The 20594-nt window shown below is 34.3% G+C and carries 18 protein-coding genes; 12 read left to right on the forward strand and 6 right to left on the reverse strand.

The window, feature by feature from the left end; all coding sequences use genetic code 11:
• Positions 1-92 precede the first annotated feature (92 nt).
• Both JKP71_RS00695 and rpsA read left to right on the forward strand, forming a co-directional pair.
• Positions 93-632 (forward strand): DUF6287 domain-containing protein, encoded by a 540-nt coding sequence (locus JKP71_RS00695; protein ID WP_200406656.1) that lies wholly within the window; start codon positions 93-95, stop codon positions 630-632.
• Between the two features lie 148 nt (positions 633-780).
• Positions 781-2007 carry a 30S ribosomal protein S1 gene (gene rpsA / locus JKP71_RS00700; RefSeq protein WP_075524992.1) on the forward strand — a complete coding sequence of 409 codons (1227 nt, stop codon included), beginning with the start codon at positions 781-783 and terminating at the stop codon, positions 2005-2007.
• A 136-nt stretch (positions 2008-2143) separates the two neighbouring features.
• On the opposite strand, the gene gloA2 is transcribed toward rpsA, so the two are convergent.
• Complete coding sequence (gene gloA2 / locus JKP71_RS00705; RefSeq protein ID WP_200406657.1) at positions 2144-2536, reverse strand: SMU1112c/YaeR family gloxylase I-like metalloprotein; 393 nt, start codon at positions 2534-2536, stop codon at positions 2144-2146.
• A 593-nt stretch (positions 2537-3129) separates the two neighbouring features.
• Here gloA2 and JKP71_RS00710 point away from each other — a divergent pair.
• The gene (locus tag JKP71_RS00710; RefSeq protein ID WP_200406658.1) at positions 3130-3741 is read left to right on the forward strand and encodes a hypothetical protein; all 612 of its coding nucleotides are present in this window, start codon (positions 3130-3132) and stop codon (positions 3739-3741) included.
• 269 nt (positions 3742-4010) lie between these two features.
• Here the strand turns inward: JKP71_RS00710 and JKP71_RS00715 are convergent, their stop codons facing one another.
• Entirely contained in the window at positions 4011-4253 is a 243-nt protein-coding gene (locus JKP71_RS00715; protein WP_075524989.1) for a GlsB/YeaQ/YmgE family stress response membrane protein, read from the reverse strand.
• 206 nt (positions 4254-4459) lie between these two features.
• Between JKP71_RS00715 and JKP71_RS00720 the strand changes: the two genes are divergently transcribed.
• On the forward strand, positions 4460-5455 hold the full coding sequence (locus JKP71_RS00720; protein WP_200406659.1) for an alpha/beta hydrolase: 996 nt from the start codon (positions 4460-4462) through the stop codon (positions 5453-5455).
• Between the two features lie 216 nt (positions 5456-5671).
• On the opposite strand, the gene JKP71_RS00725 is transcribed toward JKP71_RS00720, so the two are convergent.
• From JKP71_RS00725 to JKP71_RS00735, 3 genes are all read right to left on the reverse strand, one after another.
• The gene (locus JKP71_RS00725; RefSeq protein ID WP_200406660.1) at positions 5672-6493 is read right to left on the reverse strand and encodes an Rgg/GadR/MutR family transcriptional regulator; all 822 of its coding nucleotides are present in this window, start codon (positions 6491-6493) and stop codon (positions 5672-5674) included.
• Positions 6494-6607: 114 nt separating this feature from the next.
• Positions 6608-6937, reverse strand: a complete 330-nt coding sequence (locus tag JKP71_RS00730) for a hypothetical protein (RefSeq protein ID WP_200406661.1) — start codon at positions 6935-6937, stop codon at positions 6608-6610.
• Between the two features lie 10 nt (positions 6938-6947).
• Complete coding sequence (locus JKP71_RS00735; RefSeq protein ID WP_200406662.1) at positions 6948-7553, reverse strand: YitT family protein; 606 nt, start codon at positions 7551-7553, stop codon at positions 6948-6950.
• Positions 7554-8233: 680 nt separating this feature from the next.
• Between JKP71_RS00735 and JKP71_RS00740 the strand changes: the two genes are divergently transcribed.
• Together JKP71_RS00740 and JKP71_RS00745 are read left to right on the forward strand one after the other, a co-directional pair.
• Complete coding sequence (locus JKP71_RS00740) at positions 8234-8926, forward strand: EAL domain-containing protein (RefSeq protein ID WP_200406663.1); 693 nt, start codon at positions 8234-8236, stop codon at positions 8924-8926.
• A gap of 495 nt (positions 8927-9421) precedes the next feature.
• Entirely contained in the window at positions 9422-10108 is a 687-nt protein-coding gene (locus JKP71_RS00745; protein WP_075524981.1) for a GGDEF domain-containing protein, read from the forward strand.
• Between the two features lie 302 nt (positions 10109-10410).
• Here JKP71_RS00745 and JKP71_RS00750 read toward each other — a convergent pair whose 3' ends face one another.
• Complete coding sequence (locus tag JKP71_RS00750; protein WP_200406664.1) at positions 10411-11526, reverse strand: helix-turn-helix transcriptional regulator; 1116 nt, start codon at positions 11524-11526, stop codon at positions 10411-10413.
• Between the two features lie 279 nt (positions 11527-11805).
• On the opposite strand from JKP71_RS00750, the gene JKP71_RS00755 reads away from it, so the two are divergent.
• The 6 genes from JKP71_RS00755 (at position 11806) to pepV (ending at position 20556) form a co-directional block, all read left to right on the forward strand.
• Positions 11806-12414, forward strand: a complete 609-nt coding sequence (locus JKP71_RS00755; RefSeq protein WP_200406665.1) for a WxL domain-containing protein — start codon at positions 11806-11808, stop codon at positions 12412-12414.
• Positions 12415-12488: 74 nt separating this feature from the next.
• Positions 12489-13520, forward strand: coding sequence for a WxLIP family cell surface protein (locus tag JKP71_RS00760; RefSeq protein WP_200406666.1), 1032 nt, complete (start codon positions 12489-12491; stop codon positions 13518-13520).
• Positions 13521-13584: 64 nt separating this feature from the next.
• The gene (locus tag JKP71_RS00765; RefSeq protein WP_200406667.1) at positions 13585-15717 is read left to right on the forward strand and encodes a lectin-like domain-containing protein; all 2133 of its coding nucleotides are present in this window, start codon (positions 13585-13587) and stop codon (positions 15715-15717) included.
• Between the two features lie 111 nt (positions 15718-15828).
• Positions 15829-17832: an excinuclease ABC subunit UvrC gene (uvrC, locus tag JKP71_RS00770; RefSeq protein WP_200406668.1), complete on the forward strand. Its 2004-nt coding sequence runs from the start codon at positions 15829-15831 to the stop codon at positions 17830-17832.
• Positions 17833-17956: 124 nt separating this feature from the next.
• Complete coding sequence (gene mutY, locus JKP71_RS00775) at positions 17957-19057, forward strand: A/G-specific adenine glycosylase (RefSeq protein ID WP_200406669.1); 1101 nt, start codon at positions 17957-17959, stop codon at positions 19055-19057.
• 80 nt (positions 19058-19137) lie between these two features.
• Positions 19138-20556 carry a dipeptidase PepV gene (gene pepV / locus JKP71_RS00780; RefSeq protein WP_200406670.1) on the forward strand — a complete coding sequence of 473 codons (1419 nt, stop codon included), beginning with the start codon at positions 19138-19140 and terminating at the stop codon, positions 20554-20556.
• Positions 20557-20594 lie beyond the last annotated feature (38 nt).

Consider the following 20594-nt stretch of genomic DNA (forward strand, 5'->3'; position numbering starts at 1 on the left):
TGCTCAAATCGTAAAAAAGAGTATCTTTTTGTAGGATATAAAAAGAATGTTATAATAATTTTATAATAAAATTATCATTTTAGGGGTGCGCTATGATATTTAATTTAAAAAAGTTATTAATATTCTCTGTTATTCTATTAATAATCCCCAGTTTACTAGGGATTATGGCTAGCAGCAAAAATATCGCTCATGTCTCACAGGAAGATAATAAACTTCTCATAAAGTATAGCGAAAAAGAATTTACTCAAGTAGAATACGCCCAAATAAGAAACGGAGATTATTCTTCGTTAGAAGGAAACTGGATCAGCAGGGATAAGCACAATAGCACACGCCTAGCAGTCAATCAAGGGGTACTGATTTTTAATAATGTCCGGTATGTTCTTAGCTTGGCAGAGGGTCAAACGGGGGCAGCTCCTACCCTAAAGTGCCGCTCAGAAAAAGGCTATCAAAATACAGCGAAACTTAGCTTTTATCCAGAAGGTGTCGTGATTCCCGTACGCTTAAAAGATGGAACCGTTGATTATTCGGGAACCCATGATCCGACAAATCGGGGGGCAGATCGTCTTTTATTATCACAAACAATCTTAAGTGAAGAAGGTTTAAAAGAAAACGTTTGCTATCGAAAAAAATGAAAAATCAACTGTATTTTGAGTTCATTAAAAAGACTCATAAATTTTTTATTATTTAACAAAGAAAAAGCTTTCCCTAAGCGATTTTTTATGGTATAATGTTTTGTAAGGCTGTGTATCAGCCAAATTGTTGGAGGAATTTTTTTTACAAATGAACGAATTTGAAACACTATTAAACAGCGTTGAAGACGTTAAAGTACGCGACGTCGTTAAGGGCGAGATCCTTACAGTTGAAAACGGGCAAGCAACTGTTGCCATCGTAGGAACTGGTGTCGAAGGTGTCCTTACACTTCGCGAAATCACTAACGATAAAGATGCTGATATCAATACATTCGTTAAACCTGGTGATGTTCTTGACTTACTCGTAATTAAACAAATTGTCGGTAAAGAAGCTGAAGGTGCAAACGTATACCTCCTTTCATTGAAACGTCTTGAAGCTCGTAAAGCTTGGACTCAATTGGAAGGCAAAGAAGGCGAAATCGTAACAGTTAAAGTTACTAAAGACGTTAAAGGCGGACTTTCAGTAGACTACAACGGTGTACGTGGATTTATCCCTGCCTCTATGATCGACACTTACTTCGTAAAAGATACTAAGAAATTTGTCGGCGAAGAAATTGAAGCTAAAATCATTGAAGTTAATGCATCTGAAAACCGCTTCATCCTTAGCCGTCGTGCAGTTGTTGAAGCTGAAGCTCTTGAACTTCGTAAAGAAGCTTTCGCACAACTTCAAGAAGGTGATATCGTTGAAGGTACTGTTTCACGCGTTACTAACTTCGGTGCTTTCGTTGACCTTGGTGGGATTGATGGTTTGGTTCACGTATCTGAACTTTCACACAGCCGTATCAAACGTCCATCAGATGCTGTTAAACCTGGTGATGTGATTAACGTTAAAATCTTGAAACTCGATCCAGAAGCTGGACGTCTTTCACTCTCACTTAAAGCAACACAACCTGGACCATGGGAACAAGTTGAAGAAAAAGCACCAGTTGGTTCAACTGTTGAAGGTACAGTTAAACGTTTGACTGACTTTGGAGCCTTTGTTGAACTTTATCCAGGTGTTGAAGGACTTGTTCACGTTTCACAAATCTCTTGGGAACGCGTTGAAAATCCAAAAGATGTTCTTAAAGTTGGTCAAGTTGTGAATGTAAAAGTTCTTGACGTAAAACCAGAAGAAGAACGTATTTCTCTTTCTATCAAAGCGCTTGAAGAAGCACCAGCTCGTCCAGCTCGTAACAACGACAACGACGGTGAAAAACGTGATCGCAAACCACGTGCACCACGCAAAGCTGCTAAACCTTCATACGATTTGCCTGAAACACAAGAAGGCTTCTCATTGGCTGATTTCCTTGGAGAAGACTTCGATATTAACGATTTGTAAGAAAAATTCAAAAATATCCTCGAAAAGACCTTATAGGTCTTTTTTAGTTCACTAAAACCAATTTTGACTAGCACGATCTCTCACCGATTGTATGATAAGCAAAAAACGCCCGAATTATTAAGAAATCGGGCGTTTTTTATTCATGAAGTTCAAGAGGTAGACCATCTGGATCAAAGAAAAAAACCATTTTTTTATGAGTGATTTCATCATATCTAATCTCTTCAACTCGTACATCATTCTCTTTAAGGTATCGTACATCTTCTTCGATAGCTTGTGTTTTAAAAGCAAGATGTCTCAGACCTTTGGCTTCTGGAAAAGATACACGCTCGGGTGCATCAGGTTTTATAAATAATTCAATTTCAGTCTGATCGTTCATCATCAAATCTATTTTTATATCATTTTTCTCACCTCGTTTCGTTTCACGAATAATTTTGAAATTTAAAATTTCTGAATAAAATTTGAGACTCCGTTTATATTCACTACCAATAATGGCGATGTGATGAATCATATTAAAGTGATGTTTGTTCATTCGTTCTCCTTTTTATAAGCTCCCAACAGTATTTTAACATATTGATTTTAGAAATAGTGACTCTTAGTTTTGGGTAGATAACACTAAGGAATCTTTAATAATTTTACAGGTCAATCTGAGTTAACTAACAGCAAAAGTTAGTAATAAAGTGGAGGAATATGCTCACGTCGAGAACGATATATAGTGTGTTCTATGCATGTTGAGCGATTTTAGAGGAAAATATGCACCCTTGCTCGGCTAAGCGAAGATAAAGCTGCTGAAGATTATCCTCCTCAAACTTCTTCGCTTCCTCGAAACTTTGGATATCGATTAGGAGTTATTGGAGTGAGGATAGCTTGGAGAAGACACAAACTTCAATGATTCAGAGCATAATTGCCTTATACTTTACACGACTTCCTCTATGATAAAGGAAGCTTGTGCTACCGTTTACGTACTATCCAAAGTGGTTGGCTCGATTGGGCCAGCCAGTGAAAGCTCATTTCTAGTAAAGTAATTAATTTTTGTTAATTTATTGCTTTTTAAACATTATTTTGATACTTTAGTCTAAAAGTTAATAATACAGGATATCAGTATTTGTATTCTAGGGAGAGAAAATGAAGAAGAAACTTACCGTAGGCGTATTATCAGTGCTAGCTCTTTTAATTTTTACAGGCTACACTAATGGAAATGAGAAGGAAAAGAATAGTGAAGCCTCTAATAGGAGCATGCAAAACAAAAAGAGTTCCACTAAAAGTAAAGTGTCCCAGATAAGTAAGAGTGCAATTAGCAAATCACAAGCTAGCACAGCATCAAGCGAAAAAGTTACTTCTACAGTCGTTAATAAACCAAGCCAAGTAAGCACGTCTCAAGTGGTAGAAAGTACAACTAACCAGGAAGTAGTTTCACCGCCAAGTGAACTTCTCTCTTCCTCAGTCATCAGTAGTGAACCAGCTCAAAGTTCCTCGCAAGTTATTCAAAGCACCACGACTACAATTAGTAATGAACCAATAAACCAAGCGCAAAATCAAGATTACTATCCAGAAATTAAAAAAGTTTGGCAGGATGAATTGAATTATATTAATTCAATCACAGATCCACATTTAAAACAAGCTGTCCAAACACCAGAAGCTGCAGCGACTTCCGAAGCTACTTTCCTCTTGGGCACCCATCCTGAAGATAGTACAATTATCAATGAAAGTTTGAAAAAAGTTCTGTCAGGAGAATAAGTAGATAACTATTGATGACAATCATACTTTATGGCATCATGTGTGTACCGCAAAGTAAAGAGAAAGGACTCGCTGTATCAAGTCCTATTGTGTCCGATTAAATGTCTGTATCAATAATAAGTCAAAGAGCTGAAAAAAGACCTCCGTTGGAGGTCTTTAATGGAATTTTGTTTTCGTTTTACCGAAATTTTCATTTATAAATTTATAAATCTATTATTACATGATGTTATTACAAAAAATTATAAAGTATCGCTTTTGAATTTTTTCTCTTAATGCTTTACTTTAGCTAAAACGAAAGATACGATTAACACGACGATCACTGCCCCAATGATTGAAGGAATGAGTGCCATACCAGCAAGTGAAGGACCCCATGTTCCGAGGAGAGATTGTCCTACAAAAGAACCAACAAGACCAGCTAAAATATTAGCAATCCAACCCATTGAGCCTCCCTTGTTAGTGAGTGCTCCTGCAATCACACCAATAATAGCTCCTACTATTAACGACCAAATCATAAAATACCTCTTTCTAGTATGCTTTTGCATACATGTTATAGTAATACTTTAGCATATTAAATACGACTATTCAAAAAAACTGTCTCGAAAATAAGAACAATTCTTATTTTATAACGTTTTTTTCTAATCATGATGTAACATTTTCATTTCTAATGGATAACTTGAAAGTTATTTAGAATGATATAACGATATGGTATAATAAAAAAATGAAAAAGATCTTATTTAGAAGTGTTTTAGGGTTATTTGGGATATTAATTCTAATTGTGTTTGCTTTTTATATTTCACCTAAGCCTGGAGCAATACTCATCAGACATTTGTTTAATTCTGAAGTAAAAATTACTGATAAAGTATCTTTTAATAGAGCGAAAGCTAATGTTGAAGTTACTTATAACCAGCATTATGATTCGGATTTTAAAGATAATACCTATGATCTATATCTTCCTAAGAATAACAACCAACGGTTACCAGTATTGATTTGGGTGCATGGGGGTGGTTATGTAGGTGGAGATAAAGAAGGGGTGAAAGAATTTGCGACAAGACTAGCTTCTGATGCAAAGATAGCAGTAGTGTCTATGAATTATGAAAAAGCTCCTGAATCAAAATATCCTAATCAGTTACGCCAAGTTAGCGAATTGGTAAAGACTCTAAAAAATGAAAAACTTTCTAAGCTAAAGCTCAATAATATTATCTTAGGAGGAGATAGCGCAGGTGCTCAGATTGCGTTGCAGTTTGCTTTGACTCAAACTAATGAACAATATAGAGACAGTTTAAAAGTTCCTCAACTGATTAAAAGAGAGGGAATTAAAGCAACGATATCCTATTGTGGGCCGATAAACTTAGAACAATTAAAGAATACGAAGACCTCAAGTAATTTTATGAAGTTTTTTGTGAGAACAGTCGCTTGGTCTGAATTAGGGATTAAGAACTGGAAAACAAGCTCTCAGCTAAAACAAGCGAGTTTAGTTAAGCATCTTACAAGTGAATTTCCTCCGACTTATATTACGGATGGGAATGCCTATTCCTTCCAAGAGCAGGGATTAACATTTAAAGATAAGTTAAAACAACTTTCAGTACCTGTCCAAAGTTTGTTCTTTAATAAAACTAAGAAAGAAATTACTCATGAATACCAATTTGATTACTCTAAATCAGAAGCAAAGGATTGCTACGTCCAAACACTAAACTTCATAAATCAATACAAATAGAAAGTACACTGTCATACTTTCCGAATCTCTGACAGTATAAAATGTCTACCAAATTAGCTTTACATGGGGAGATAGTAATAAAACTTACTTAATAATGGTACATCTATTCTCAATGATTTTTTCAATAAGTTTGAGGATTTTTACTTAATCTATAAGTAAATAATTTTAAATATAAAAAGAGCCTGGTAGCTCTTTTTATATTTAAACCTACGAATGTTAACTAATATCCAAATTTAGCATGTGCTGATAGTAATTTGCTATTTCATGCTTTTCTAGATTACTAAAGATATCTAGGGCTACTTGAATTTGTTGATAACCTTTTTTAGTATCTTTAAAACAATAATTCCAATAACCCAATGTCAGATTTCTAAGATTTTGATTGAAAAGTGTATGCTCTAAATGGTAATTGTCTATGCAGTCGATAATATACTTTGCTGAATCCAAATAACCGCGCGAGCTAAAAAGTATGCTTGCTCTGTAAGCCACTTTAAGAAAGCAATTTCGATATTTTTCTGACGCAAAAAGTGGGTGTTTTTCTATAAGAAAAGAATTTATTATAATTTGTAACTCTCGAGCACTAAAATTTTTTAGTGTGAAATAAAAAATATTAAGTTCAGTAAGACCCCAAATATTTATAGAAAAAAGATATTCTATGATTTGTTCAGCCTCTTCATGGTTTAGGGATTTATAAAGTGACTTAGCAGAAAGCGCAAGAAGATGAAAGTTCAGTTGTTCAGCTTTATCGGAAAGATTTATTAATTCTTCTTTATCTCCAATTATTTCTGCATGTTCTATATCTGCAATAATAGACTCTTTATCATTTATCAAGAAATTATTTAGAAACTGTTCATATTCTTCTAAAGAAGTTCCCAATTCGTGTAAAGCTATCACGACGCGATCAAAACCCATCATAGATTCTCCACGCTCAAATTTTGCTAAAGTTGCTTTTGAAATTCCTAATTTTTCAAAATGATATATAGGAAATTTTCTTTGCTTCCTTAGAGTTCTGAATATATCACCATATTTTTTATAAGCCACTTACGGACCTCCTAATATTTAAACTATGAATTATAAAATAATATTATTTCTTAAATTTGTCAATATACATTTCTCTTCCTAATTTTATAAAAGGGTAGAGAGTTACTACTAAGTTCATAATAATGAATGATTTTCCACGACACTAATCGAGACCCTAGGAGAACTTGCAGAGGGTAGTGGGGTGAGGGATTCTATCAATTTTTGTAGAGCTTCCAATGCTGGAAATAATCGTCTCATATTAAATTCCCCTGGATCTGTAAAAATCTGAATATTTACAAAATTCCTTTCTCCGCTGTCATCAGAGATACATTCTTTGTCGATTTCATGAATGAAACATACGACTTTATAAGTTGTAAATTGTTGAAAAGTCTGCGCTACAGTCTGAGCGAGTTCCCTTTTCATTTCGAGTTCGTACTTAGTCATATATACATTTATCGTAAGCATATGTCTCTCCTTACTGTTCTAGTATAGTTCTTAGATCTACCAGTGAGTCACTTTCGATAATAAAATACAAAACTTTAGAAGAGACATATACTGATATTATTGTGAGAAGGGTACGATCAACTCCTAAAAAAATACTTGAAGGAATAATTACCGAAAGATCTGAAATTAGTAGCCCATAACTTTTTTTTAATTTAAACTTCATTTCCAATATCTTTGCAATCATACTTCCACTAGCAGAAGTTGCATTACCTAGATAAACAAGTGCGATTCCTCCTCCCATAAAGCTACCAGCTAAGATAGATGCTAAGATAGGATAAGTGACGGTAAGGTGTATGGGAGCCATAAAGTTTAAAAAAAGGGTGCTTATTATGACGACTAGACAAGTTTTTAAAATAAGTGATTTGCTGAAATAACGATACCCGACGGTAATTATTATAGTATTTAATACGAGATTACTTATACTTGCCGGGATATTGAATAGGTAGACACCCATAGCCGATAAACCTGGGACTCCTCCCTCTCCCAAATTGTTAGGAATGGCGAGACAATTTATTGAAAATGCAATAGATGCAGCACCAAGAATTATAATCAGATATTCTTTAATAATTTTTTTCATATTTTAAAACTAGAAGTAAGTTTACTAGTTTCCTCCTTTCTTAGTGTATATATAGGTAGGATTGTGCCTATCATTTATGTACGTAAGTTAAATTATATATTTAATAATTGTCAAAAAAATATCCCTCTCAAAAAGGGAATTTTTATTATTATTATCTACTTATTGGCTCCTATATTTAAAAATTCTCTTTTTATAATTAAAAATGAATTTAATCTCAAATACAAGACTATTATTCTCCCCTCCAAAATTTATGATATCTTTATAGGGCTATTTCAATTTGCTCGTAATACTAAAAAAGATACGAATTAATGTTATTAGTTTTGAACCAATATATTTAATATTTATAGCATTAAGGTAAATAAATTTTAAAAAGAATAGTGGAAAAATTAAAAAAATAATTCTAGAAAGGAAAATTATGTTAAAAGGAATAGTTGATAGGCTAGAGGTAGTCATAGATACACTGATTTGGATAATGTCTGGTGTATCAATCATCGGACTTTGTATTATTATTTTTGAAATTATGTTTATGAAATAAACTGGTTTCAAGGACTGTCTACATGCAAGAAGCTTACATAAAGAGAAGGCTTCTTGAAAAATCTTATGAGTAATCAAAGGTTAGAAAGTAAAATTGTGGTATTTAGGTAATAGCAAAGAATTCCGCATGATAGGAGTAAATAAGAATGGAAGTATCACAAGAAATTGGAAAATTATGTTATTTTAGACAAAGAATTTATAAAGAAAATCAAGGGTATGAGGAGTATGAGCTCTTGCTGAGGTATAAAAAGGGTGATAATTACTATTTTCCACAAACATTATTTACTAAGATATTGTCTTATGAAATATATCACAAATTGTATATGAAGCATATCGGAAACTTACTTCGAGAAAAATTAACGAAGGATACAAATACTTACACAGTAAATTTTGATTATCAAGAACTCAATTACTCGCATACGATAGAATTTCTTGAAAATTTTGAATTTAAAGACCGCTTAAAAATCGAAATAACAGAAAATTTTTATAAAGGTGCTGAATTAGCGCTAAGTGACAAAAAATTTATTGATAAATTAATCAGATTAAAAGATTTAGGTTATGAATTTGCATTAGATGACTTTTTAACAGGTATAAATTCATATGAATTTTTGTTCACGTTACGTGAAGTTATAACAAGAGTTAAAATTTCGGTATTAAAATTTAAGAAGTTTTTAGATAACAAAGAATTAGCAGTATTTTTGTCTTCGATAGTTGAAAGCTTCTCTTTTTTAGGAAAGGAAATCGTTATTGAAGCAGTAGAAAATGAAAAACTATTTGCTTTATTTCCTAGAGAATGGTATCAGCAAACTTTTTATTATAGTAAACCTCATCCATTTTGAATCACTATAAAAGAAGGAAAAGACATATATAAAATGAGCTTAATTAATTCAATATTAGGAGATAATTTCTTTATCAAAATACTTCTTATTCCATCAATTTTAGGTTTTGACTTTTTAGTGAAAAATACTATCCAAAGGCAGCGTTCCCACTTAAATAAGGACACAAAGCTTGAGTGGTTTATTTTTACTATCCTTTTTACAACTTGTGGGTTAACTTTAAAAATACTGTTCGTTAAATTAGATATCTTATCACCAACTACCCACACTTATCTCCTAAATGATGGAGCACTTTACTTCACGTCACTTTTTATTTACTATATGATAAGTGAGTACTATAGGTACAAAGAATATTCGGTATTATTATTATTGTTAATCTATTACTTTGTATATATACATATATGGGGGCTAAACTTTCGTTCAAGTTTCCTAATTATTTTGAGTCTGCTGCTATTTTGGTATCTGACTTGCATTATTATTAGGAAGAGGGCTATAATTATGGAAAAATATTACCTATATTTTTCTTTAAGTATTGGTGTTACGGTAATCGTAGAAATAATATGCCTTTCAGAATTTTCTTTTAGCTATATATACCTAGTCGCGGTGTTTATGAAATCTATATTCTTGCTTGTTTTAAGTAAAATAGTCATCAAGCTCCTTGAAATCGTAACAGAAGAATTTTCTAAATTGAAAAAACATAGTTATATTGACATGCTAACAGGGGTCTCTAATATTCGGAAATTTTATGAGGATTTGGAGCTGATTTTGGATGGTAAGGAGTTTATTCCTTTTTCCTTAGCTTTATTCGATATTGACTCATTTAAAAGTATAAATGATAACTATGGTCATAGCATAGGAGATGATGTTTTAAATAAAATATGTAGAATAATAGAAAACATCTTATCTGAAGATAATATCCAGGCACAGCTATTCAGATATGGTGGCGACGAGTTCTATATTTTGTTTAGAAAAAAAACTAATAAAAATATTAATGAACTATTGGAGCAGATTAGACTTGAGGTGGTAGATTATAACTTCAAATACAAAGAGATTGAGTTTAAAGTATCAATATCTATTGGAGTTTATGAAATATCTGAGAAAATAAAATTCCGCGATATTTTGACAAAAGTAGATGAGAAACTGTATTGTGCTAAAGTTAATGGAAAAAACAAAATTTGTTATTAATTCTATTGGAATGGAGGGGGAAAGTGGTGTGATAAATTTCAAAGGGGTCTTAATAGAATATAAATAAAGCTTTCAAAGGGCGAAGAAGACTCAAAAATCTAGATAAAAGGGAAATACAGTTCAGGTTATAACTGTTACTCATACGATTTAAGATTCCTCCTTAAATAAGGGTAATAAGCTTTGGATAAAAATAAGTCTCTCTATGTGGAAATATAATAAAAACCTTATACTCAAAAGATATAAGGTTTTTATTATATTTTCTAAATTAATTAGAAATTAAATTACGTTTGACTTAAGTTATTTTAAAATATTTTAGTTGATAAATATTTCTTGCGAAACTCTAAAGGAGTGATATTTTCGTGCGATTTGAATAGTTTGATAAAATGGCTTTGATTTGAAAAACTTAATGTTAACGCTATATCTTTATAGCTTTTATCAGTGAATAATAAGAGATGTTTTGATTCGATTATTTTTTTTCTTTTTATAAATTGCTGTATAGTTTCTCCCATTTCTTTTTTAAATTCAGAAGAAATATAAGATGGATGTTTTCCTAGGTAGAAAGCAAGCTCTGACAGCGTAATTTTCTCATAAAGATGTATGTTTATAAAGTTAATCATCTCTTTAACTAAAGGAGTTTTCTTAGAATAAGGTGCGTTATGAATGAGATTCATAAATGCGAAAGACCCTTCTTTAATAAGTTTAATACATTCGACCATTTTTTGGACGTTTTCCATGTTTTGTATAAGCGCATCTGACAGGCTATAAGCCTCTATTTCTGATACACCACAATTTATACTGACACGGGTTACAAGGGCAATTAATGAGACAAATTTATATTTTAAGCTCTCTATTTTATTCGATGATAGTTCTACAAAATATGCCTCTTTGACTTTGTTAAATAGCCATTCTACTTTCTCTTTTTCATTTCTTCTAATCGCTTCGATATATCTTTTTTCTATTTCAATCGAGTCAAGATGGCTATCTTCAATACGTCTTGCGTTCAAATTGTTTTTAAAAGCATGCTCTATTTTTAACATATCCTCGTTATCAAAGTTTAACCATTGTTGGTGCACATCAGGAAGTTTTTGTGCAACAATGGTATAAATTAAATGAATAACTGAACGAAGATAACTTTTATTCTCCCTACTGATATTCTTTATTGAAATATTATAGGGACCAACTATTATTATGATTTTTGGCTGTGAAAGTAAATTAATTGGTAAAATAGCCCACAATTTATCAGAACCATCTATTAATAGTATATTATCAATGTCTTTATTTTTATCGTAAATGCTTCTTATCTGATTAGAGAGAGGAACTGGAAAGAAAATCTCAAACTCTTCAGAAATTAAGGCTATAGGGATATTTAATATTTCATAAAGATTTTTTATGCAGTAGTGTAATATCTTGTTCTCCATAATTTTCTCCTCTGAAGTTTTATTTATAAAATATTCTAGCATATAAAATGTGAATAAAAAATCAATATCCCCAGAGGAAAGCATAATTTTGTTTTAGGAACCCTATTTTATATTATAAACCATTGTTTTGTAGTATATATATTTCTGAAAATTGGCTATATTATATTATATATCTTACTAATGGGTTGAGTGGTTTGCCTCGCTGATTCACTGGTAAGTTGCTATGACTAAAATTTAAATGAGAGAAGGGGTAAATTCTTGAAAAATCTAATAAAATATATGGGGATAGCTCCAGTGTTGCTTTCAATAACAACTGAGATAGACGTATATGCTGCCGAGGCTAATCCAAGTGCAGAGATAACGAGCGGAGTGGAGGTGCAAATTTCTCCCGGAACGTTAACTTTGGATAAGGTCGCTAATTTTAATTTTGGTACATCAAGCGTCGAGGCGATTGCTAATGGGGATGTTGTACTCCCAGTTATTAATGGTAATGTAACTAATACAAGCGCAACTGACAATATAGAGCTTAATACACAAATCTCCGATTATAGAGGGGCCAACTCCGATGGATGGTCTTTGAGACTAGATTTGGGAGAACTTAAAAATTCTTCTAATACAGAAATCATTTTAGCACAGTCGGAATTAAATATTATTCCAGAAGTACCAGAAGACTTCACAGGAAATGCTCCCGTGGGACTTTCTATTATTCCGGGTAATGGTGAGGTAGAGCTTTTATCTGCTAATTCAGGTAAAGGACTGAGAACCAATGAATTTACCTTTGATGGTACAACAACTAATTTAACTATTAAGCAACAGGATATCATATCAGGTCGCTATCAAGCTGATCTAACATGGTCGCTTTATGATGCATATTCTCCCCAACAATAATTTGAACAGCTGCACTTATAGTGCAACTGTTTTTATATCACTAATATTATTACAGCAACATAGGAGATTCAGATTTGAAAAATGTCAAAAAATTACTTTTAGTTGTGGGGATATTTTTAAGTATGGGCTTCTTTACAAAACATATCTTCGCTGACACCACAGATTTTATTGTGACTCCGATACAACCAGCCAATCAACTATCTGATGTGACTTACTTTGATTTGCTAGTTCGTTCAGATACAAATCAGAAATTACAAATGAATGTAAAAAATACTACAAATAAGGCCATTAATGTTAACCTTAAGCCGTTGAATAGTTTTACAAATAACAATGGTTTAATCACCTATAATGAAGATAAGATAAGTGAAGAGAACAATGGTATTTCATTTACTAATTTGGTTAAAGAAAAGAATCAAACGGTTCAAATCCCTTCAGGTGAAACGATTTCTGTAACTTTTGAAATAGATATAAGTAACAAAAGTTTTCCGGGAGAGATTATGGGAGCTTTTCAAATCGAACAAATATTAGGTGAAGTGAGTGACAAAGTTAAGAAAAAACAAACTTCTCTAGTATTAGAAAATAAATATCAAATGGTAATTGGAGTAAGATTAAGGCAAAATCTAACAGCAATTAATCCAGTTTTGCACTTAAAGAGTGTTAAGCCAATCGTTTTTAATGGAGAAGCTGCTACTTCAGTTGAAATTCAAAATAATCAACCCATAGCTTTTGGTGGGATCAATATTCAAGGCTATATAGAGAATAAAAAAAGTGAGAAAGTCGGAAGCATCAAACTTTTCGGTTATCAGATGGCTCCCAATTCAAGAATTAATCTTCCTATAAATTTCGATGAAAAAACTGTAGAGAGTGGAGATTATACATTATTCTTAAAAATAATTTCTCAGCGTGGGGAATGGATTTTTGAAAAACAATTTACCTTGACAAAGCTGGAAGTAGATAGTATTAATAGACGTACAATATATTCTAAAAAATATCAAAACAATAGAAATCATTTCTATATACTATTGTTTATAATCCTATTATTGCTAGTGATAATATTGATATTAATATGTTTCAGAAAGAAAACTAAGAATGAAAAGGAGGAGTAAAGTGAAGTTAAGACCGTTATATTGCAATGCTATAGCTCGTCTAATTTTTAGTTGCTTTTTCATATTGTTTACTCTAGGCCTCCCCACTAAAATTTTTGCAAGCGTTGTTCAACCCACCTTTTCTACCTTGCCTTTATCAGATAATATGATTAGTACAGTGGGACAAGCAGGAGAAGTAAAAGGAGAGGAGGGTTACAATTATGTTCAAATAAATAACAGCCAAACATCATCAAGTGGTGCCGTCTGGTTTAAACAGCCCATAAATTTTCAAACTGATTTTTCATTGACGATGGCAATTTATATTGAGAATACTGCAAATGACAGTGATGGGATAGCATTTGTTATGCAAAGCCAAGGGCTTAGTGCATTAGCGGATCAAACAGGGCCGACTTTAGGCGTATGGGCGGATACTGAAGAAACAAATCCTCTTGAAAAGGGGGCCATTCAGAATGGTTTCGCAATTGAATTTGATACCTTTTATAATAATAGTTGGGCAGGTGGAGATAAGCAGATGGATAAAGATCTTTCAGATAGTCATCACATTGCTTGGGCCTATTCAGGAAAGTCAGCCTCTTATTATAGTGCAGGAGGTTTACTGCGGGCAGACAAAGTGCTCAATCATAATGATGTAGCCTATGTTAATGATCTATCAGATGGGCAATGGCATGAGTTTACTGTACAGTACACTGCCATCACCCAACAATTAAGATATATAGTTGCGGATTTTGGGGTGGACACTACACTTAAATTTGATGAAAATTTTATGTCTGATCCAGAAATCTTTAATAATGCACCGGTTTATTTTGGTTTTACTGCTTCTAATGGTGGATATGCACAGGAAAAGGCCATCTCATTTATCGACGTAAAAGGCTTAATTGATTTAGACTTATCAATCAAAACAAGTGTAGAAAGCAATACCCTAACCGACAGCCATACTCAAACAATTACCCCTCAAATTGTATCAACAGATCAAACAATTGATTATTCAACCACAATAGAATATAAGGGAAGCTCTTCCATTACAGAGTTGGAAAAAGGGAGTGAGGTTAGTATTGAACTTCCAAAAGAATTATCAGTGGTCGATAATCAGGTTCTTATTTCGGGAGAGGAGCAAAAGTATAATAGAGAAGAAAATTCACTGCTTATATCTCTTCCAGCTATAGAAGCGGGAAATACATATAACATCACTTTTTCCGCAAAATATGAGGAGATAAGTTTAAATCAGAATGTGTCTAAAAATGTTCCAGTTGCTGCAGTTTGGCGAGGAAATGTGTATTCTAACGAGGCAGTTGCTGGAAATACTTCTTATTTTAACAATTATTATTTAATAGTGGAGAGTTGGCCCCCTACAATTTCTAATCAGGGTCTATACAATTCATTAGAGATCTCAGAAATAAATTCAGTGGAATATCGTCAAAGGCGTAATATATATCTAGATATTCAGATAAATGATGAAAATTCTACTTCAGTTGCACTCTACACTTCGGGATTGTTGACACGAGGAGAAGCTAGAGATTACCAAATAAATCCTTCTTTAGATGAGGTTCTTACTACACAAGAGCGAGTAGATTTAGAACATACATTTGATAATTTTATTTATGAATATGATACGAGTGATTTGCCTATAGCCAATTATACGATTGTATTTTATGCAGTTGATCAAGAAGGTAACAATTCGGATATTTACTACGTCTGCGTGGATTTTAAAGGCATTGCAACTTTAGACGAGGTCCCAAATTTAGGATTTGAAACTTTGACCTTAAATGAGATTTATCGTTTGAAGGATGAATCAGGTTATATTTATTTCAAGTATGATGGGCATTCATTTGATACATCTGAACTAACAACTGAGGGGGCTAGTAATAATCAAAAGATATCAGTAACTAATACTAGTGAAGGAACATGGCAACTTGAAGCGGTATTAGGAGATTTTTTAGAAGTTGGTACAGGAAATCTAGGTATAAAAAAACAAGGGACAGAAATTTTGTTTATGACTCCAGGGACGATGATTCCTGGTTTGACGATTAGTAGCGAAAGTCAGGTTATTGCCAAGCAAAATAGCAGTGGCATACCAAATTTGAGTGCTGATTTACAAACGGCAGACATTTACTTACGAGTTAAAGTTACCGACACTCTAATTTCTGGAACTTTTCAAGCACCACTTAGGTGGACACTCGAAAATTCAATTTCGTATTAGGATATATCTAATTCGCGAGGAAGCTTGACAAAGAGGTTTGATCTATAGATTAACATCGTGCTGATTGGAATCCTATTGAACCTTGTTGGCATAGTATGCTATACTAGGCATATGAATCAAACGATTAAAGCGAAGTTAGAGTTGCTCCCCGATAGTCCGGGGTGCTATTTACATAAAGATAAAAATGGCACAGTTATATATGTCGGAAAGGCTAAGAATCTTAAAAATCGAGTCCGTTCTTATTTTCACGGCTCACACAATACAAAAACTGAACTATTGGTTTCAGAAATTGAGGATTTGGAATGGATTGTTGTCGATTCCAACATTGAGTCTTTAGTTTTAGAAATCAACCTGATTCAACGTTATAAGCCTAAGTATAATATCATGCTCAAGGATGATAAGTACTATCCATTCTTGAAAATCACGAATGAAAAGTACCCACGGTTGTTGGTTGTTCGTAAGGTACAAAAAGACGGGGCAACTTATTTTGGTCCTTATCCTGATGTGAGGGCGGCTAATGAAGTAAAGCGACTTTTAGATCGGATTTTTCCTTTTCGTAAGTGTGGTCTACATGAAAAAAAGGTGTGTTTTTATTTTCATATTCACCAGTGTCTTTGTCCAGTAGTTAATCATGTGGACCCTCAAGTTTTTAAAGAGATGACTCAAGAAGTGAAGGAATTTTTAACGGGTTCTGATCAGAAAATTATTAAAGAATTAGAGTCTAAAATGCTGGTAGCTTCTAATAAAATGGAGTTTGAGCAGGCAGCTGAGTATCGTGATATTATTAAAGCGATTGGGACTTTACGAACTAAGCAGAGAGTCATGAATCAAGATTTGCAAGACCGAGATGTCTTTGGTTATTATGTGGATAAAGGTTGGATGTGTGTGCAAGTTTTCTTTGTACGCCAAGGAAAACTGATTCAGCGTGATGTCAATATGTTTCCTTATTACAATGAAGCTGAAGAAGACTTTTTAACGTACATCGGACAATTTTATCAAGAAAATAATCACATGATGCCAAGAGAAATTTTTATCCCTCAAAATGTGGACAAGGCCTCTGTAGAAGCTGTGGTGGCTGCGAGCCAAGCAGAAAATAGTTTGACAAAAGCACAAGCGCGTGCCGTGGATGCTAAAGTATTTACGGCGAAAACTGTAAAATTTTCCGACCAACAGGATGTAGAACAATCGATTGTCAAATTAGATAAAGAATTATCTTCAGAAAAACGTTTGTCCAGTTTACTCGCAAAAACTAAAATCATCCAACCCAGTCGGGGGGAGAAAAAGCAGCTGGTAAATATGGCGATGAAAAATGCTCAAACCCAACTGCAACTCAAGTTTGATGTGGCTGAGCGAGACATGTTGAAAACGACAAAGGCTGTAGAAAATCTGGGTAAAATTTTAGGAATTCCAAAACCAGTGCGGATTGAATCCTTCGATAATTCCAACATTATGGGAACATCTCCTGTATCAGCAATGGTTGTTTTTATCGATGGAAAACCTTCCAAGAAGGATTATCGAAAATACAAAATAAAAACGGTCGTGGGCGCCGACGACTATGCTTCAATGAGGGAAGTTATGACGCGTAGGTACAGTCGTGCGTTAAGAGAAGGGACAGCTTTGCCAGATTTAATAGCTATGGATGGAGGAGCAGGTCAAGTCAACATAGCCAAACAGGTTTTACGTGAGTTAGGGCTGTCAAAAATTCCAGTCGCAGGGATGCAAAAAAATGATAAACACCAAACAAGTGAATTGCTTTTTGGCGATCCTTTAGAGGTAGTCCCCTTATCGAGGCAGTCGCAAGAATTTTTCTTACTCACTCGCATTCAAGATGAGGTCCACCGTTTTGCTATTACTTTCCATCGCCAACTTCGTGGGAAAAATACCTTTTCCAGTAAACTGGATGGAATCGTTGGTTTAGGACCAAAACGTAAGCAAAAATTGTTGACAACTTTTAAAAATCTTAAAGCGATTGAGGAAGCTACCGTTCAGGAGGTTGCTGATGCGGGTGTTCCTTATGAGGTCGCTGAACGGGTCAAAGCTACGTTGGAAAAACCTAAAGCTACTGACGATAATTGGGAATCCTTAAAAGATCAAGTCCCCGAAATAAAAAAGTAACGATTAAGTAGCAAGTCAACTTATTTTCTAAGACAAATAAGGGATAAAACATCAGAGCTACTACTGACCAAGCTGTCAGTAAAAAGTTCTGATGTTTTTTCTACTTTTTTATTATAATAGAAAGATGAAGCTAAGCAAAAAACAAGTGACAGCCTTTCAAAATTCACTTTTAGACTGGTATGATCAGCATAAGAAGCCACTCCCGTGGCGTAAAACAACAGAGCCATATCAAATTTGGATATCGGAGATTATGTCTCAACAAACTCAAGTGGAGACCGTGATTCCTTATTTTGAGCGTTTTATGGCAAAATATCCGACGCTGATGGACTTAGCAACTGCTGATGATGCAGAATTGTTGAAACTTTGGGAAGGTTTAGGTTATTACTCACGAGCCCGCAATCTGAAACTGGCAGCGCAAGAAATTGTGACCAATTTTGACGGAATTTTTCCTGAGCATTTGTCAGATATTCAGTCATTAAGGGGGATTGGCCCTTACACAGCTGCAGCCATTGCTTCCATTGCTTATGGTCAACCTGAACCCGCAATTGATGGAAACCTTATGCGCGTGACGAGCCGTGTTTTTGAAATGACTGACGATATTTCCCAAGCAAAATCGCGCAAAGCATTCGATGAAGTTTTACGAAAGCTGATTTCATCTGAACGTCCAGGGGATTTCAACCAAGCGCTTATGGATTTGGGCTCTACTGTCTGTAAGCCCAAAATTGCACTGTGTGCTGCTTGTCCCCTCGCCGAGTTTTGTCAAAGTCGAGCTAAAGGGGCCCAACTGAATTTTCCCATCAAAACGAAGAAAATAAAGCAAAAGGATCTCTATTTTACAGCCTTTGCACTTCAAAATGCTGCGGGAGAATATTATCTAGAAAAACGGCCTGAGTCTGGACTTCTGGCCAATATGTGGACTTTTCCGCTGACCAAGTTGTCAGGAGAAGATTTTGAGAAAATAGTTACTGACGGAGCTGTCAGCAACAACGCCCTCCTGCCTGAGTTGCCAGAAAGTATTTCCAAGCTGACTTATGTCGGAAATTTCACACATATTTTTTCACATCAAAAATGGCATATTGTGCTGGTCAAAGCTCAGCCAGAAGAACATTTCCAACTTACCGAAAATCATCTATCAGAAGAAAAAATGTGGCTGACCGATCTGTCAGCAATACCACTTGCTGGCCCTCAAGTTAAAATGTTCGAAATGTTGACCAAAGAAAAATAATTTTATTAATCATGTGAAAACACCAAGAAAGACTGAAAATTTGATATAATTGTAAGTATATTATTTCAAGGAGAATTTAAATGACAACAATTGATTTTGCAGCTGAAGTTGACAAACGTAAAGATGCGCTCATGGAGGACCTTTACAGTCTTTTACGCATCAATTCTGCAGAGGATAAAGCTCACGCTGACGCTGAAAATCCTTTCGGGCCTGGCCCAAGAAAAGCTTTGGATGCTTTTTTAAAAATCGCTGAACGCGACGGCTATTCAACAAAAAATTATGACAACTATGTTGGTCATTTTGAATACGAAAATGGTGCAGCTGATGATGCTGAAGTCCTTGGTATTATTGGACACTTGGATGTTGTACCTGCAGGTTCTGGTTGGGATTCTGATCCATTTGAACCTGAAATCCGTGATGGAAATCTTTATGCCCGTGGCGCTTCAGATGATAAAGGCCCTACAATGGCTTGCTATTATGGTTTGAAAATTTTGAAAGAGCTTGACGTTAAATTGAGCAAAAAAATTCGTTTCATCGTGGGAACTAACGAAGAAACGGGTTGGGCAGACATGGACTACTACTTCGAGCATTGTGAATTACCAAAACCAGATTTTGGTTTCTCACCTGATGCTGAATTCCCTATTATCAATGGTGAAAAAGGAAATATTACTGAATACCTCCATTTCGCAGGGAAAAATGCTGGTGAAGTAGTGCTTCATTCATTCAAAGCTGGTCTTGCTGAAAATATGGTCCCAGAATCTGCTACTGCAGTGATTTCTGGTGCTAAAGATTTACAAGCAGCGTTGGAAAAATTCGTAGCAGAACATGCAGATAAAAATCTCCGTTTTGACCTCGAAGAAGCAGAAGGAAAAGCAACAATTACACTTTATGGTAAATCAGCACACGGTGCGATGCCAGAAAAAGGTGTAAATGGAGCAACTTACCTTACTTTATTCTTGAACCAATTTAATTTTGCTGATGGTGCTGCTGCTTTCATTAAAGTTGGAGCTGAAAAACTTCTTGAAGACCATGAAGGTGAAAAATTGGGAACAGCTTATGTTGATGAATTAATGGGTAATACTTCAATGAACGCTGGTGTTTGGTCATTTGATGAGAATTCTGAAGGTAAAATCGCGCTTAACTTCCGTTTCCCACAAGGAAATAGTCCAGAACGTATGCAAGAAATCTTGGCTAAACTTGATGGTGTTGTTGAAGTTGAACTTTCAAAACATCTTCATGTTCCACATTATGTTCCAATGTCAGATCCCCTTGTGTCAACATTGATTGATGTTTATGAAAAACACACTGGTCTTAAAGGCTACGAAACAATCATCGGTGGCGGAACATTTGGTCGTCTTTTGGAACGTGGTGTGGCTTATGGCGCAATGTTTGAGGGCGAACCAGACTCAATGCACCAAGCTAACGAAATGAAACCTGTCGAAAACATCTTTAAGGCAGCCGTTATTTATGCTGAAGCAATTTACGAACTCACAAAATAAGCGATACAGATAGACAAGTTTAGATAAAATTTTTAGTG

The organism is Lactococcus taiwanensis (assembly GCF_014905395.1).
Taxonomy (GTDB): domain Bacteria; phylum Bacillota; class Bacilli; order Lactobacillales; family Streptococcaceae; genus Lactococcus; species Lactococcus taiwanensis.

What these genes read in the sequence shown, in the direction of transcription:
- JKP71_RS00695 (WP_200406656.1), top strand. Translation starts at nt 93, where the DNA reads ATGATATTTAATTTAAAAAAGTTATTAATATTCTCTGTTATTCTATTA.
- rpsA (WP_075524992.1), top strand. Translation starts at nt 781, where the DNA reads ATGAACGAATTTGAAACACTATTAAACAGCGTTGAAGACGTTAAAGTA.
- gloA2 (WP_200406657.1), bottom strand. Translation starts at nt 2,536, where the DNA reads ATGAACAAACATCACTTTAATATGATTCATCACATCGCCATTATTGGT.
- JKP71_RS00710 (WP_200406658.1), top strand. Translation starts at nt 3,130, where the DNA reads ATGAAGAAGAAACTTACCGTAGGCGTATTATCAGTGCTAGCTCTTTTA.
- JKP71_RS00715 (WP_075524989.1), bottom strand. Translation starts at nt 4,253, where the DNA reads ATGATTTGGTCGTTAATAGTAGGAGCTATTATTGGTGTGATTGCAGGA.
- JKP71_RS00720 (WP_200406659.1), top strand. Translation starts at nt 4,460, where the DNA reads ATGAAAAAGATCTTATTTAGAAGTGTTTTAGGGTTATTTGGGATATTA.
- JKP71_RS00730 (WP_200406661.1), bottom strand. Translation starts at nt 6,937, where the DNA reads ATGCTTACGATAAATGTATATATGACTAAGTACGAACTCGAAATGAAA.
- JKP71_RS00735 (WP_200406662.1), bottom strand. Translation starts at nt 7,553, where the DNA reads ATGAAAAAAATTATTAAAGAATATCTGATTATAATTCTTGGTGCTGCA.
- JKP71_RS00740 (WP_200406663.1), top strand. Translation starts at nt 8,234, where the DNA reads ATGGAAGTATCACAAGAAATTGGAAAATTATGTTATTTTAGACAAAGA.
- JKP71_RS00745 (WP_075524981.1), top strand. Translation starts at nt 9,422, where the DNA reads ATGGAAAAATATTACCTATATTTTTCTTTAAGTATTGGTGTTACGGTA.
- JKP71_RS00750 (WP_200406664.1), bottom strand. Translation starts at nt 11,526, where the DNA reads ATGGAGAACAAGATATTACACTACTGCATAAAAAATCTTTATGAAATA.
- JKP71_RS00755 (WP_200406665.1), top strand. Translation starts at nt 11,806, where the DNA reads ATGGGGATAGCTCCAGTGTTGCTTTCAATAACAACTGAGATAGACGTA.
- uvrC (WP_200406668.1), top strand. Translation starts at nt 15,829, where the DNA reads ATGAATCAAACGATTAAAGCGAAGTTAGAGTTGCTCCCCGATAGTCCG.
- mutY (WP_200406669.1), top strand. Translation starts at nt 17,957, where the DNA reads ATGAAGCTAAGCAAAAAACAAGTGACAGCCTTTCAAAATTCACTTTTA.
- pepV (WP_200406670.1), top strand. Translation starts at nt 19,138, where the DNA reads ATGACAACAATTGATTTTGCAGCTGAAGTTGACAAACGTAAAGATGCG.